The sequence below is a fragment of the Candidatus Thermoplasmatota archaeon genome (assembly GCA_035540375.1).
Lineage (GTDB): Archaea > Thermoplasmatota > SW-10-69-26 > JACQPN01 > JAJPHT01 > DATLGO01.
This window is the reverse complement of sequence record DATLGO010000072.1, coordinates 1-12965: the sequence shown is the minus strand read 5'-3', so window position 1 is coordinate 12965 and position 12965 is coordinate 1. Positions and strand designations below refer to the sequence as shown.

Below are 12965 nucleotides of genomic sequence, written 5' to 3'. Positions count from 1 at the left end.
GGGGGGCCGTCCGGGCCTCGAGGACGACCATGCCCGCGACGAAGAGGACGAGGCTCGCGGCGCTCGTCGCGACCGACTGGAGCTCCCAGTAGCTCGTGAAGCCGCTCAGGATGAGGCCGACCTCGTCGAGCACGAGGCCTGCGCCGAACCCCGTCGCAAGAGCCGTGTAGGCGTCGGGGCGCGCGAGGAGCCGCGCGACGGCGAGGGCGAGGAGCGCGGCGCCGAAGTAGGCGTGATGCACGTGGAACCCGTTGATCGCGACCACCTGCCCGATCACCGTGCCTTCAGGGTCTCCCGCATCGGCGCTCGAGAAGACGTAGACCCACGCCCGGGAGATGGCGACGGCGGCGACGGCGCCGAGGGCGATGCGTCGACCCGGGAAGCGCGGTCGCATGGTCGGCCGAAGTCCGACGCTCCTTAAGCGATGCGGGGAAGCGCCGCTCCGTCGCTCGCGTCACGCCGGCAGCACGAGGCTTCCGATGACGTCGCAGTCGCGCACGAGGCCGCTTTTCGGCTCGGGCGTCAGGCTGGTCGCCACGGGAATGGGCTCTGTGCACGCGGTGAACGGGACGTCGAGCGTGCCCTGCGGGAAGAGCACGTAATCGCTCGCGAGTCGGCCATTGCCGAACGCTCGCGATTCGATGACGACGGCGTCGTTCCCGCTGACCCGCCGGAGGCCGCCGTTCGGCAGGCAGGGGAGGCCGGGCGGGCAAACGTCGCCTCGGGAGTTTGCGATCGTAAAGACGTCCGTGTTCCGCGCGACGAAGACCCCCGCGGGACCCCAGTCGCGCTCAGGTGTGAGGACGATCCGCCATCCGCCACCGCCGGGGCGAGCTCCAGGGTTCACGCCGAGCCACTCGCCGTTCGAGCCCACGTAGCGATCCGGCATCGGGCGCGCGCCGCCCTCGTGCGGATCCTCAGGGTTGGCGCGGCCGATGTAACCGTCTCCGTCGAGATCCTTCCAGAATCCGACCCATAGATCGAACGTGACGAAACCGGGCGCCGTCGCGTGGCTGCCGTCTGAGGCGCGTCCCGGGAGCGGACCTGGGCCCGTGTAGGCGGTCGAGGTCACGGGGCCCGCGGGGGTGTGGTAAGCGAGAAGATCGATCCACGCCTCGTAGTCCGCGACGTGCGCCGCGTGGCGCCCGGCGGACGTGGATCCGCTCGCGTCGGCCCATTCGCGGCCGTAGGGGGCCCAGACGGCGCCGTATAGGTCCGCGCTCGGTTCGGCAAGCGGGGTGCCGTCGAAGGGGACGGGTCCCGCGCGGCCTCCATTCGGCATGTAGCCGAGGCTCGGGCTTCCGAGCGCGTTCACGAAGGGGGCCGCCGTTCCGGCATAGAGCGCCTCGACGGGGCCGGCCGCGGCCGTCGCGTGCCGATCGATATCCACGAACGACTCGGCCGTGGGCGTGTGGTCGAAGCGCGGGTCGGTCACGACCCGCAGTTCCACGACCTGGAAGAGCGAACCGTCGACGTGGATGACGACAAACGTCTCCTGCGATTCGTAGAGCGGATTGCCCGCGGTGGCCGGCGTGAGGATGGCGTCGGGTTCGTAGGATGCGGGCCTGTGCGCGTCGCCCACCTGCGGGTGGCTCCCGGGCTCGATGAAAGCGATGACGCGCGCGCCGTCCTTGCGGAGCCATTCGTTGTCGGTCGCGATTGTTTCCGACGTGAAGGGGCTCGCCGAGGAGGCGGAAACGGTCTTGTACTCGGCGAGGCGGTCGCCGTCAAGGTCCTCCCAGAACCCGAACCACGCCCACACGTCATGTGGGCCGGGGACAAGGATGTCGGGCGCGAGGCCGTCCGTCGAGCGGTGGAGGTTTGTGCCTTCATAGTAGGAAGGGCGCGATGCGCGAGGATCTTCGGCGAGGCTCGCGGGACGACGCACGCCCCCGTGCGTCTCGAAGAGGGCGTCGAGAACGAGGATGCCGGTCGCGGGATGGGGGCCGCCCGTGGACGCGACGGGACACCGCGCGTCGTCGGTCAAGCGCGCGACGGCCGTGGTAACGCAATTCGCCTGGCCCCGCGCGTCGAGCGCGAGCCGGTCGTTCTCCTCCGCCTCGATTCCCATGCGGGTCTCGTGCGGGCGGGCGACGGCGAGGGGACTCGCGAGGAGCGCAAGGACGACGAGGAGCGCGACGAATGGGCGCACGGGAAGCCTCCGGCGTGCGAGTGGCCCGTCCGCGCCTTAAACCATTCCCGGGGAGGTCGGCTCACGCAGGCTCGTACTTGGACGCGCACCCGACCTGCATGTCGTGGGCGAGGAAGACGAGCGCGCCCGCCCCGTCGCGCGCGAGCCGCCCCTCGACGACGACGGTGCGGCCCTCGAGGGTCCCGCCCGCGTCGTGCTCGGGGACCGCGTGGTGGGACGCCCATCGGACCGGAAGCACGCGGTGGTCGCCCACGACGTCGAACGCGACGGTGCCGTTGGCGCGCACAAGGCTTCCCTCGCGCACGGTCGCCTTGAGACCCACGTCGCGACCGATCCAGGGCTCCGGGTCGTCCACGAGCGTCGCGACCGACTTCAGCTCCTGGGGCGCGACCCCGATGAGGGCGAGAGCGCCCCCTGCGGCGACGAGGAGGAGCACAATGGCGAGCTTCGCGGCGCGGCGCACGCGTCGCTCACTCCTTCCGCGTACTTGGGCTTTCCCCGGACGTTCTCGCGGCATCTTCGAGGTGCGCGATCTCCCGCGCGAGGCGCTCCGAAAGGCGGTGGAGCCGCACAAGGTACGCTCCCAGGGCGATCCACACGGCGGAGAAGGCGAACGCGAACGTCAGGAGGTCGTCGGCCAAATGTCATCTCTCCAGGGTTTCGGAGGCCGCGACGAGGCGCGCCTCGAGGACGGCAAGATCGTAACGGAGGGCGGCGAGGGCCGCGTAGAGGAGCGTGAACGCGACAACGCCGAAGCCAAGGTAGATGCCGAGGCCCGGGTCCAGGCCGGATCCCGGCCGCGTGAAGTCGGGATGGATGCTGACGCTCGAGGCGAGGTAGGAGAGCGGCACGCCCACGACGGCGAGGAGCCCGAAGACGGCCGCGAGACGGCCACGTCGATCGTCGTCGGCGACGCCCGCCCTCAACGAGAGGTAAGCGAGATACGCGAGGATGAGCACGACGAGCGTGATGACCTTCGCGTCCGTGAACGGATCGTAGCCTGCGAACTCGAGCCGGCTCCATGCGAGGCCTGTGACGAGCGCGACCACGCTGAACACGGTACCGACCTCCGCGCTCGACCGGGCGAGGTGGTCCCAGCGCGCGGCGGGCGCGTGGAGGAAGCGGGCGCTCGCGAAGGCCGTGACCGCGAAGGCGAGGTATCCGATCCATGCGGATGGAACGTGGAAGTAGAAGATGCGCTGCGTCACCGGCGCGACGAAGCCCTTCGCCTGAGGGGCGACGACGAGCGCGAGGACGACGTGCGCGAGCATCGCGACGACGGCGACGGCGACGAGGACTGTCCGCCCGTTCATGCGACGACCTCCTCGAAGAGATACCATCCGAGGGCGAGGACGATGATGGCGAACCCGGCCAATAAGGCTGCTTCACCCGCGACCTCCGAAAGTCCCGCGCCTTCGAACGCGGCCGTCGTCGCATGGATGGCGGAGATGACGACCGGCATCGCGACGGGAAGCAGGAGCACGGGAACGAGCGCTTCCCGCGCTCGAGCCGCCGTCGCGACGGCCGCAAGGATGGTCGCCGCGGCCGCAAGCCCCACCGTCGCGAGGACGGCGATGACCGCGAGCGTCCCGAGCGCGACGCCGCCGAGGTCCGGGGAAAGCCACGCGTAGAGCGGCAGCACAGCCGTTTCGACCGCAAGGAGGAGCGTCGCGTGGGCGATCGTCTTCCCCAGGAAGATGTCGCCGCGGTCGGCGGGCGCCCCGAGGAGGACGTCGAGCGTACCCCGGTCGCGCTCGTTCGCGAACGACCGCGCGGAGGCGAGGGCGCTCGCGAAGACCACCGCCGTCCAGAGCACGCCGGACGCCACGACGGCGCGCTCGTGGAGGTCGTGGTAGGCGACGAGCCCGACCGCGAGGACGAGGAGGGCGAGGAGCAGCATCGCGTTCACGAGATCGCGCGTGCGGCCTTCGACGCGAAGGTCCTTCGCGGCCACCAGGAACGCCGCCCTCATGGCGCGTTCCTCCGGGGCTCGTCGCGAGCCACGCGGCCGCGCTCGAGCGCGACGGCGCGATCGACGAGCGCGCCGAGCCTCGGCGCGTCATGCGTCGCGACGAGGACCGTCGCGCCCCGCGCGGCAAGGCCCGCGAGGGCGCGGTCGAGCGCCGCCGCGCCGTCTTCGTCGAGGCCCGCGTGCGGCTCGTCGAGCAGGACGATGTCGGGCTCGCCGACGAAAGCCCGCGCGAGCGCGACGCGCTGACGCTGACCTCGCGAGAGGGCGCCTGCCGCAAGATCGCGGCCGCGCGCGGGGAATCCCGCAAGGTCGAGGGCGGAGGCGGCCTCGGCCCCGGCGCGGTTCCGCCCGAGGAGCTTTGCGCGGAAGGCGACGTTCTCGAGCGCCGTGAGCGCGTCGTAGAGCGCGGCATCGTGCCCCGCGTAGCCGATGCGGGCGCGCGACGCGGCGTCCTCGCGCAGGTCCCGACCGTCGAGACGGACGGCGCCGCGGCTGGGTCGGTCCAGGGCCGCCGCAAGCCTCAGGAGCGTGGTCTTGCCGGACCCGTTCGGCCCGAGGAGCGCCGTCGTCGTCTTCGCGTCGAACGCGAGCGTCACGCCCTCGAGGGCCGTCGCTCGGCCGAAGCGTCGCGTCACGTCCTCGAAGACGAGCACGCCCGCGGACCGGTGGGCGCTGACTTAAGGGTTCGGCGGGTGACGTGTTGCCCGGCGGGGCGCGAAGTCTTCAAGGTGATCCGGACGTTTCAAGGCCCGGAGGCTTGGTCGCACGGTCACGGGCATCGTCTTCGACGTCGAGGACGGGGCGGCCGCTCTCGCGCGCGTCTCAGCGGCGCATCCGCGGGCGCGGGTCCTTGTGCGCCTGCTCGGCGACGGCGGAGGCGACAAGCTCGAAAGCGTCGTCACGACCTTCGGCCCCCCCGAGGCCGCGGACGCGGTCGCCCGCGCCCTGAAGGGACTGGCCCACGACATCCGCGTCGAAACAGTGTCCTCGCGGTCGGGAGCGACGACATTCCGGATCGGCCATGCGCGGGAAGTCGCCCGGGAGATCGGCCTTCGTCCGGCTCTCGCGATCCTCGAGGAGTTTCGCGGCGACGTCTTTCTCGATCCGCTCGTCCACCAGGCGGGGCGAGCGAGGGCGACGCTCGTGGCACCTCCAGGGCGATCGACGCGGGACGTCCTGGTCGCGGCGCAATCGGCCTGCGAACGCGCGGGTCACGGCTCCTTCCGGGTTCTCAAGGTCGAGCCCGAGCCTCTGAGAGCGTTCGGTTCGCGGGACGACATGCTCGAAGCCGACGACGAGGCGCTCCTGCGCGTCGCGCACGCGTTCGGCTATTACGCGACGCCGAAGACCGCCAAGCTCGAAACCATCGCCCGCCACGTCGGTCTCACCACGAGTCCGCTTCACAAGCGCCTCGTCGCCGCCGAGCGCGCGATCGTCGAGGCATGGGTGGCGTCGCCGGCTGCGCCGCCGCCCTCGCGCGCGCGGGCGCGAGCGGGGCAGGGAACGTCCGTCGAGGTCCATGCCCGGATCGAAGCCTGCGGCGACGCGCTCGGCGCCGCGACGCGGGACCACCCGGACGTGCGGGTCGTCCTGCACCCGCTCGGCGAGGCGGGGGGCGTGATGTCCTCCCGCATTCTCGTGGAGGGAACGCCGGAGGCCCGGGCCGCGTTCTTCGAGGCGTGGAAGCCCGGAGGGGCCGAACGCGTCGCCGAAAGCCCGCGCCACGCGATGTTGACGATCCGCGCCGCCGAGCCCGATGACCATGCGCGATGCGCGGCCGCCTTCGGCGCCGAGAGCTTCGCAAGACCCTCCGTCCTCATGGGCGGGGTGCTCACCCTCCGGCTCGTCCTCATCGAGCCGACCGGCCGCGCCGACCTCGAAGCGCGCCTTGCGGAAGGCGCGGCCCACCTTGCTTCGTCGCGGACCCGTCTCCTCGGATTGCGCGCCGGAACCCTCGACCTGCCTCCGCTCGCCGGGGCGTGGGACGAACCCATGACGACGCGGCAGGAGCAGGTGCTGCGGGTCGCGCACGCGCTGGGTTACTACCGCACGCCGCGCGCGACCACGCTCGCCCGCGTCGCGGCGACGCTCGGCATCTCGACGAACGCGGCCCACAAGAGCCTCGTGGCGGCCGAGCTGAAGCTCGTGACGCGACACCTCGCGTCCCCGGACTGACCCGTGTCCCCGCGATGGTCCCTGCCGCCGCTTCGACACGAGAAGGCTCATCTCGCTCCCGCGCGGCCATGGAACCCTCCCCGTTCCATCCGAGGGCGAGATAAGTCAACCCGACAGGTCAATATTAGCCGTCATTTCGCCGACTTTCCCGAAACAAGCTGGGCCGTCCGCGCAAGCCTTATGTTGACCGGAAACGCAGGTAGGTAGGCCCTCACGGGCACAACCTTCGGGTTGAATTCCTCGGGGGAGGAATCTGAGTGCTGAACACCGACAACGAACTTAGCGCAAGCGATCGAGTCAAGGAAGTGAAGGTGAAGATCCCCGTGCACTACCACGTGCGCCTCCATTCCATGAAAGTGCTGACGGGGAAGCAGATCTCCGACGCCGTGACCGAGGCGTTGGATGCGTACTTCGCGATCCGGGAGCCCGTGTTCGGGCGGGCGCCCACGATCGCGACGGTGAAGCCCGCAACCGACATCCGCGGACTTCCCGAGCTTCGTTGAGCCTTCGACCGAGGGTCGCGAACGAAGCGACCGGGTCGCCCTCACGACCCGGACCCTCGAGCCGCCACGCCGTACCGGCGGCGCACCTCCCGGCGCGGGCCCGACGCCCGCGCCGCTCCTTCTCATTCCCGTTCCAGGTGCACGTCGTCCGCGACGAGCGTGATGGAGCGGCCGGCATCGTCCCTCAACAGGAGGTGCCCCGCGTCATCGATGTCCACCGCGTAGCCGGAGCGCCCGTCCTGCGTCCGGATGCGGCGCCCGAGGGTCGCCGATCTCGCGCGGGCCTCCGCGAGGAGGGCCGCATCGTCGCCGCGTTCGAAGGCCTCGAGTCGCGGCGCGAGCGCGTCGAGAAGCGCGTCGAGGAACGCGTCGACTGCGACCGGCTTCGCGGCGAGGTCGGCAAGCGACGCGGCTCGAGCCTCGGCCGGAAACGCGCCCGGATCGACGGCGACGTTCACGCCCAGGCCGAGGATCGCGAAATCGGGCGGTCGCGACTCCGCGAGGATGCCCGCAAGCTTCCGGCCGTCGGGCGCGAGCACGTCGTTCGGCCACTTGACGCGCGCTTCGAGGTCCGCCTCCTGCCGGCACGCCTCCGCGACGGCGTTCGCGGCGAGGAGGGAGAGGAGGGGCCACGATTCGCTCGCGCGCCGGGGGCGCGCGAGGATCGAGACCCACAGACCGCCCGCGGGCGACGTCCACGCGCGGCCCGCGCGGCCACGGCCCGCGGTCTGGCGCGCCGCGACGAGCACGAGGCCTTCCGGCTCGCCCGACGCCGCGCGCTCGCGCACGACGTCGTTCGTGCTTGCGCACTGGGCGACGCGCTCGACGCGCCAGCGCACGCGCTCACTTCCCGCGCCGCGCCTTCGCAGCCTCAGCGACGATGGGACGCGCGCGCTCCCACAGCTCGTCGAAGGATTTCGAGATCTCGCGCGCGAGCGTCGGGTCCTGCACGTACACCGACCCGAGACCTTCGGCGGGCCGGGCTGGGTTCGCGAGGATGAGGATCACGCTTTCGCGGTCGATGATGTGGAACTGCGGGCGGCCCGGCTCGGCGAGGCGGAAGCGGCCGAACATCTCGGGGCGCGCAAGCGACGCGATCCAGGCGCGGGCGGCCTCCTCGTCGCCGGGGCCCGCGCCCACGAGGATGCGGAACGGAATGCTCTTCGACGTGAGGTTCCGGCGGATCGCCGTGATCATGCCGGTGAGCTGCTCCACGGCCCCCTCGAACTCGCGCGGGGCCTCTCCGAGCCCGCGCATGACCGCGAGGAGGGAGCCGAAGTGGCCCGAGAGATCGATGTAGACCACGTATTCGCGCTTCGCTTCGGCGGCGCGCGCGAGATGCTTCGCCGCGAAATCGCGCCACGAGACCGCGACGGACCAGAACGCGGAGTCGCGCTGCGGCGTGCGGGCGCGCGCTCGGAGACGACCTTCGAGCGCGGGAAGCGACTTGACGAGCCCTTCGAACTCGCGCCGCTTCAGCTCCTTGAGGCCTTCGAGCGCCTCGCCCAGCTCGCGGGCCATGAATTTGCGCGGGCGTGTTGCCTGGACCTCGATGAGCCCGAGGCCTTCGAGGCGCGCCATGGTCTCGTAGATCTTCGACGTCGGCACGCCGGAGAGGCGCGAGAGCGACTTCGCATCGGCGATGCCCTGGCCGAGGAGCGCGAGGTACGCGTCCGTCTCGTACTTCGTGAGGCCGAAGCCGAGGAGGAACTGCCGCTCGTCCGGCGGGGTGGAGGCCGCGCCGCGCGCATCCGTCTGCATGGCCGCGGGAAGCCGGTCCCGCGCCATAAAGTTTCACTTGGCGGAGTAGAAACTCAATCGGTCACGGGGTGGGGCAGCTCGACAAGCTCCAGGAGGACGCCCTCGGTCGCCTTCGGATGGACGAACGCGATGCGCGAGTTCTCGACACCCTTCCGGGGCACCTTGTCGATGAGCGGGACGCCTTTCGCCGCGAGCTCCGCAAGCGCCTCCTCGATGTCCTCCACCTCGACCGCGACGTGCTGGAGGCCCTGGCCCCGCTTCTCGATGAAGCGCGCGATGGCGCCTTCGGGATCGATGGATTCGAGGAGCTCGAGCTTGAGGCCCGCGATCGGATAGAAGTACGTCTTCACGCCCTGGTCGGCGACGACCTCCTCGTGCGTGAGCTTCAGCCCGAGGATGTCCTCGTACACGCGCTTCGCCTTCGCGATGTCGGCGACGGCGATGCCCAGATGGTCGACGCGCAGGACGCGCATGGACGGCGATGGCGGGCCCCGGCCTTGAGGCTTACCGGCTGGGCTCGCCGCGCTTCACGGGCTGGATGTCGATGACGCGCGCCCGCAGCGCCCGCACCGCTTCGCGGTCGGCGCCGACGGCGATGCTCACCCCCGTCGCGACAGGGATGCTCGCGGCGATGGCGGCGATGAGCCCCGCGACCGCGAGCTTGAACCAGAAGGGCGTGCGCGTGACCAGGCGCCAGGCCCGGCGCGGGTCGAGGAGCGGCGCGAGGAGAGGCGCGGCCCACGCGAACTTCGCGCCTTCGACCGTGTCGCGGCGCAGGTTGTCCTTGAGGTCGCCGACGTCGAACGCGGAATCGAGCACGCGCGTGACCTGGGCGCGCGCCTCCTCCTCGGACGGCTCGTGGCCGTGCAGATGGTCCACGACGAGGACGACGTGCACGACCGCTTCCTGGGCGGGGCGCGTGCGCCGGCCGAAAAGGCCCGTCGCGCGGACGTAGGGCCACCACAACCGCGAGGCGGCCCACGCGCGCGACAGGAGGACCGCGCGGCGACGGTCGCCGCCCGCGAGATCGAGCAGGCGCCGCGCGTCGCGCACCGCATCGTCGCGGACCGCGTGGAACACGTCCTGGAAGCCGCGCTCGAGATCGTCGCGGAAGGCCTGGTCGAGCATGCTTCGCGCTAGGCGCCGTCCCCGCTTAAGGTTGCGGACAACGCACCTCGCCCCCGCCCCCCGGAGACGCGTCGGCGGCAGGCTCATGATGGGGTTCTCCCTTCGGGCGGCCCATGGAACGCATCCTCCAGGGAAAGGCGGCGCTCGTGACGGGCGGCGGCCGCGGGATCGGCCGCGCGGTCGCGGAGGCCTTTTCCCAGGCGGGCGCGGGCGTCGTGGTCTTCTCGCGCACGCTGCGCGAGGTGGAGGAGACCGCGAAGGCCATCGAGGCGGCGGGCGGCCGAGCGGTCGCCGTCGCGGGCGATGTCCGGGAGCCGAAGGACCTCGAGGCCGCCGTCGAGGCGGCCCATGCGGCCTTCGGCCGCCTCGACATCCTGGTCGCGGACGCGGGCGCGAACGTCATTTCGAAGCGCCTCATCGACGCATCGGAGCAGGAATGGGACGACGCCTTCGACGTGAACGTCAAGGGATCGTTCCTCACGGTGCGCGCCGCGGCCCCCCGCATGTCGAAGGACGGGAGCATCATCCTGGTCACGACCGGCCTCGCGCGCGGACCCGGTCGCTTCGGCGCGTTCCGCGAGGACGGACACTCGGACCCCGACGGGCCGCTCCCCGAGTACGCGCCGTACAGCCTCGCGAAGTACGCGGTGGAAGGACTCACGCGCGTTCTCGCGGCGGAGCTGCCGCAGCGCGTGAACTGCGTGAATCCGGGCGTCGTCGACACGAGGATGTCGCCGGGCGTTCCGCTCAAGCCGCACGACGTGACGGGCGTCTTCCTGCACCTCGCGTCCAAAGAGTCCGGCAGCACGACGGGTCGCGTGCTGCGCGCGCTCGACTTCCTCGCGGACCCGTGATCAGACCGCGACGACGTTGTCGTCCCCGTTGATCGCGACGTTCTGCCCCGCGACGAGCTTGCCCGAGAACGTGTTGCCGTCCGCGCCGCCCGCCACCTGGAGGTTCGCGGAGGCGGCGTAGAGGAGACCGTCGTAGACGCCCCGGTCCGACTGGACCTCGATCGCGTTGCCCGAGGCGCGCCAGGCGCCGAGGACGAGGCCGTCCACGAACGGCGTGAGACGGAGGTCGTGGGATTCGATCGTGATGCGGCCCTTCGCGACGAGGGTGACGGCGACCGCGCTCTGGGCACCGCGGACGACCACGTCGCCGTCGACGTAATGGAGGCCCGCGGCGAGCGCCCCGGCATCGATGACCGCGGAGCTGTTGCGGAGATGGTAGCTCGAGCCCGCCGCAATGGCGGCGCGACCGCCGGGCGCGTAGTCGGCGAGCGCGAGGGAGACGGGCGCCGGGGCGGCGGCGACCTTGTCGGCCCCGCGCTCGAGGACGTGCCCGTTGTTGTTGGAGTCGATCGCATCGACGTACCGGACGCTGCCCCGGAACCGCTGGTCGCCGCCCCGGAGGAAGACGTCGTCGTTCGCGTGGGCGCACTGGTCGAAGCGGTTGCGCGAGCCGCGGATCTCGAGGTCGGCGCCGGCCCAGATGGCGCATTCCCGTTCGGTCGGGATGTCGACGCGGAACGTTGCCGAAGCCGACCCCGAGGCCGAAACCGCCGCGTAGGTCGTCGATCCGAGAAGCATCGGCGCGCCGACGCCCGCGACGAGCGAGAGCGTCGCGACGATGACATAGAGGGCGTGGAGGCGCGGCTTCATGGCGACTCCTCCTTCGCCGCGGCCTTGCGGGCCTGGCGCGCGCGGTCCATCGCGTCGAGCTCCCGGTAGAGCTTCACGAACTCGCGGCCGATGATGATCGCGGCCGGAACCAGGATGAGGACGACGAAACCGATCTTCGACTTCAGGACGCCGAAGGCGAGTCCCCAGTACGGGATGTCGAAGCGGTACTCGCCGATGATCTGAGAAGGCGCGAGGAGCCACGGGTCGTCGCCCGTGTTCGCGTCGCCGCGCGTGCGGTAGCGCGGGCCAGCGTCGGATTCGAGGATCTCGACCACGCGGTGCGTGACGAGCGTCTTCGCGGCCGGGAAGGGTTGGAAGGTGATCACGTCGCCCACCGCGACGGCCGTCGGCGGGCCGACGAAGATGACGTCGCCCGCCGCGAGCGTCGGCTCCATGCTCCCCGAGAGGACGAGGAACGCGCCGCTCGATCCCGTGAGCGTCGGGAAGGCGTAGAGGAGACCCGGAACGAGCAGCACCGCGAGGATCGCGACGCCCGCCCCCTTCGCGCCCCGCGACGTCGCGGCGCGCGCGGCCACGGCGCGGGCGGCCCGGGCCCGGTCCGCGAACCGGGGGGCCGGCGCGTCGGCCGGGGCGGGTGTCGGAGTCTCGCTCTCGCTCATCTCGGGTCACCGTGGAAAGGGAAACCCGGCCGTCCTGGGGGCGGCCGGGGCATTCAGGCGCTTCACGACGGGAGGACCTGCGTCAGGACGACGCTGAGGCCCAGCTTGTTGTCCTTGCCCTGGAGGTCGTTGCCCGCCGTCGAGTCGAACTTGACCGCGATTGCGAGCGTCTTGCCGTCGCCCGCGCCGGGGTCGGCGAGCGTGAGCGTCTGGCCGTTGAGGGCCCAGAGGTTCGCGTAGCCCGTGATCGGGGTGCCGCCGTAGCTCATCGAGGTGATCTGGATCTTCTCGGCGAGCGCCTGGTAGGTGTTCGAGAACGTGATCTTGAGCGCCACTTCGTGGCCCTCGGCGTCGCCCGTCTTGATCGAGCCGGTGTTCACGAACTTGAGCGTGCCCGAGGCCGTGTCGCCGGGCGCGAAGTTGCCGCCGCCGATGAAGGCGTCGACGTTGCCCGTTCCCGAGGTCGTGCTCAGGGTGAGCGTACCCGTCGAGAACAGGTTGTCCGGGGAGGACTCCTCCGCGGTGAAGACCGCGTAGGTTCCGTACCCGACGGACGCGCTCGCGACGCCGATCAACAGCAGGCTGGCCAGGATCTTGTAGTTCATGTTGACTGCCTCCTCGTGGGTCCGGACGGGGAAACTCCCGAACGGCTCCGAGTTCCGAGCATGCGCTGGGACCAGATGAACCTTGACCAGGTCGGGTCGATTCCGTCGGTCACAGACATGTGCGTCCGGGTCCGGTCAGGTCCCCTTGGAGTCACTTGTTGATCGGTCCTTGTCAGGGCCCCCACCGGGGAGGGGGTGCACCCCGACAGGACCGGTTCGACCGGCCTCGACGCTCCCCCCGGCGCGTCGTGACCGCGCGACCCCTTCGCATCCACAGAAACCCCCTATGAGGTGCCCATCCCGGTTGAGGACTTCCTCTTCCCTCCGGTGAAGGGCAAGCTGTCCAGGCCGCCAACCCTTATCC

At 71.1% G+C, this 12965-nt stretch carries 17 protein-coding genes; 3 read left to right on the top strand and 14 right to left on the bottom strand.

Translation table 11 applies throughout. From position 1 onward, the window contains the following. The 7 genes from VM889_08860 to ccmA form a co-directional block, all read right to left on the bottom strand. Positions 1-394 (bottom strand): hypothetical protein (locus tag VM889_08860; GenBank protein ID HVL48652.1); only part of this gene is annotated, 394 nt, incomplete at its 3' end. A 60-nt stretch (positions 395-454) separates the two neighbouring features. After that, the gene (locus VM889_08855; GenBank protein ID HVL48651.1) at positions 455-2152 is read right to left on the bottom strand and encodes a hypothetical protein; all 1698 of its coding nucleotides are present in this window, start codon (positions 2150-2152) and stop codon (positions 455-457) included. Positions 2153-2213: 61 nt separating this feature from the next. Next, positions 2214-2615 carry a cytochrome c maturation protein CcmE gene (locus tag VM889_08850; protein ID HVL48650.1) on the bottom strand — a complete coding sequence of 134 codons (402 nt, stop codon included), beginning with the start codon at positions 2613-2615 and terminating at the stop codon, positions 2214-2216. Between the two features lie 7 nt (positions 2616-2622). Then, a complete protein-coding gene (locus VM889_08845) occupies positions 2623-2793 on the bottom strand; it encodes a CcmD family protein (GenBank protein ID HVL48649.1) in 171 nt (56 codons plus the stop codon). A 3-nt stretch (positions 2794-2796) separates the two neighbouring features. Then, the gene (gene ccsA, locus VM889_08840) at positions 2797-3465 is read right to left on the bottom strand and encodes a cytochrome c biogenesis protein CcsA (protein ID HVL48648.1); all 669 of its coding nucleotides are present in this window, start codon (positions 3463-3465) and stop codon (positions 2797-2799) included. Beyond that, positions 3462-4124 carry a heme exporter protein CcmB gene (locus VM889_08835; GenBank protein ID HVL48647.1) on the bottom strand — a complete coding sequence of 221 codons (663 nt, stop codon included), beginning with the start codon at positions 4122-4124 and terminating at the stop codon, positions 3462-3464. Before VM889_08835 ends, ccsA begins: the two co-directional genes overlap by 4 nt. Next, entirely contained in the window at positions 4121-4777 is a 657-nt protein-coding gene (ccmA, locus tag VM889_08830; GenBank protein ID HVL48646.1) for a heme ABC exporter ATP-binding protein CcmA, read from the bottom strand. Before ccmA ends, VM889_08835 begins: the two co-directional genes overlap by 4 nt. 199 nt (positions 4778-4976) lie before the next feature. On the opposite strand from ccmA, the gene VM889_08825 reads away from it, so the two are divergent. Together VM889_08825 and VM889_08820 are read left to right on the top strand one after the other, a co-directional pair. After that, entirely contained in the window at positions 4977-6299 is a 1323-nt protein-coding gene (locus VM889_08825) for a helix-turn-helix domain-containing protein (GenBank protein ID HVL48645.1), read from the top strand. A 257-nt stretch (positions 6300-6556) separates the two neighbouring features. Then, positions 6557-6802 carry a hypothetical protein gene (locus VM889_08820; protein HVL48644.1) on the top strand — a complete coding sequence of 82 codons (246 nt, stop codon included), beginning with the start codon at positions 6557-6559 and terminating at the stop codon, positions 6800-6802. Positions 6803-6924: 122 nt separating this feature from the next. Here VM889_08820 and VM889_08815 read toward each other — a convergent pair whose 3' ends face one another. The 4 genes from VM889_08815 to VM889_08800 are packed head-to-tail and all read right to left on the bottom strand — an operon-like array spanning position 6925 to position 9691. Next, positions 6925-7641: a biotin--[acetyl-CoA-carboxylase] ligase gene (locus VM889_08815; protein ID HVL48643.1), complete on the bottom strand. Its 717-nt coding sequence runs from the start codon at positions 7639-7641 to the stop codon at positions 6925-6927. A 4-nt stretch (positions 7642-7645) separates the two neighbouring features. Then, positions 7646-8563 carry a helix-turn-helix domain-containing protein gene (locus VM889_08810; protein ID HVL48642.1) on the bottom strand — a complete coding sequence of 306 codons (918 nt, stop codon included), beginning with the start codon at positions 8561-8563 and terminating at the stop codon, positions 7646-7648. A gap of 53 nt (positions 8564-8616) precedes the next feature. Beyond that, positions 8617-9036 (bottom strand): methylmalonyl-CoA epimerase, encoded by a 420-nt coding sequence (gene mce / locus VM889_08805; protein HVL48641.1) that lies wholly within the window; start codon positions 9034-9036, stop codon positions 8617-8619. 31 nt (positions 9037-9067) lie between these two features. Next, entirely contained in the window at positions 9068-9691 is a 624-nt protein-coding gene (locus tag VM889_08800) for a hypothetical protein (protein ID HVL48640.1), read from the bottom strand. A 113-nt stretch (positions 9692-9804) separates the two neighbouring features. Between VM889_08800 and VM889_08795 the strand changes: the two genes are divergently transcribed. Then, entirely contained in the window at positions 9805-10545 is a 741-nt protein-coding gene (locus VM889_08795) for an SDR family oxidoreductase (protein HVL48639.1), read from the top strand. Here VM889_08795 and VM889_08790 read toward each other — a convergent pair whose 3' ends face one another. The 3 genes from VM889_08790 to VM889_08780 all read right to left on the bottom strand — a co-directional run bounded on the left by VM889_08790 (position 10546) and on the right by VM889_08780 (position 12601). Beyond that, the gene (locus VM889_08790) at positions 10546-11355 is read right to left on the bottom strand and encodes a hypothetical protein (protein ID HVL48638.1); all 810 of its coding nucleotides are present in this window, start codon (positions 11353-11355) and stop codon (positions 10546-10548) included. After that, positions 11352-11912: a signal peptidase I gene (locus tag VM889_08785; protein HVL48637.1), complete on the bottom strand. Its 561-nt coding sequence runs from the start codon at positions 11910-11912 to the stop codon at positions 11352-11354. The genes VM889_08790 and VM889_08785 overlap by 4 nt, the downstream gene beginning before the upstream one ends. A 146-nt stretch (positions 11913-12058) precedes the next feature. Next, positions 12059-12601 (bottom strand): SipW-dependent-type signal peptide-containing protein, encoded by a 543-nt coding sequence (locus tag VM889_08780; protein ID HVL48636.1) that lies wholly within the window; start codon positions 12599-12601, stop codon positions 12059-12061. Positions 12602-12965: the final 364 nt, after the last annotated feature.

What these genes read in the sequence shown, in the direction of transcription:
- ccsA (HVL48648.1), bottom strand. Translation starts at nt 3,465, where the DNA reads ATGAACGGGCGGACAGTCCTCGTCGCCGTCGCCGTCGTCGCGATGCTC.
- VM889_08835 (HVL48647.1), bottom strand. Translation starts at nt 4,124, where the DNA reads ATGAGGGCGGCGTTCCTGGTGGCCGCGAAGGACCTTCGCGTCGAAGGC.
- VM889_08810 (HVL48642.1), bottom strand. Translation starts at nt 8,563, where the DNA reads ATGCAGACGGATGCGCGCGGCGCGGCCTCCACCCCGCCGGACGAGCGG.
- mce (HVL48641.1), bottom strand. Translation starts at nt 9,036, where the DNA reads ATGCGCGTCCTGCGCGTCGACCATCTGGGCATCGCCGTCGCCGACATC.
- VM889_08800 (HVL48640.1), bottom strand. Translation starts at nt 9,691, where the DNA reads ATGCTCGACCAGGCCTTCCGCGACGATCTCGAGCGCGGCTTCCAGGAC.
- VM889_08795 (HVL48639.1), top strand. Translation starts at nt 9,805, where the DNA reads ATGGAACGCATCCTCCAGGGAAAGGCGGCGCTCGTGACGGGCGGCGGC.
- VM889_08790 (HVL48638.1), bottom strand. Translation starts at nt 11,355, where the DNA reads ATGAAGCCGCGCCTCCACGCCCTCTATGTCATCGTCGCGACGCTCTCG.
- VM889_08780 (HVL48636.1), bottom strand. Translation starts at nt 12,601, where the DNA reads ATGAACTACAAGATCCTGGCCAGCCTGCTGTTGATCGGCGTCGCGAGC.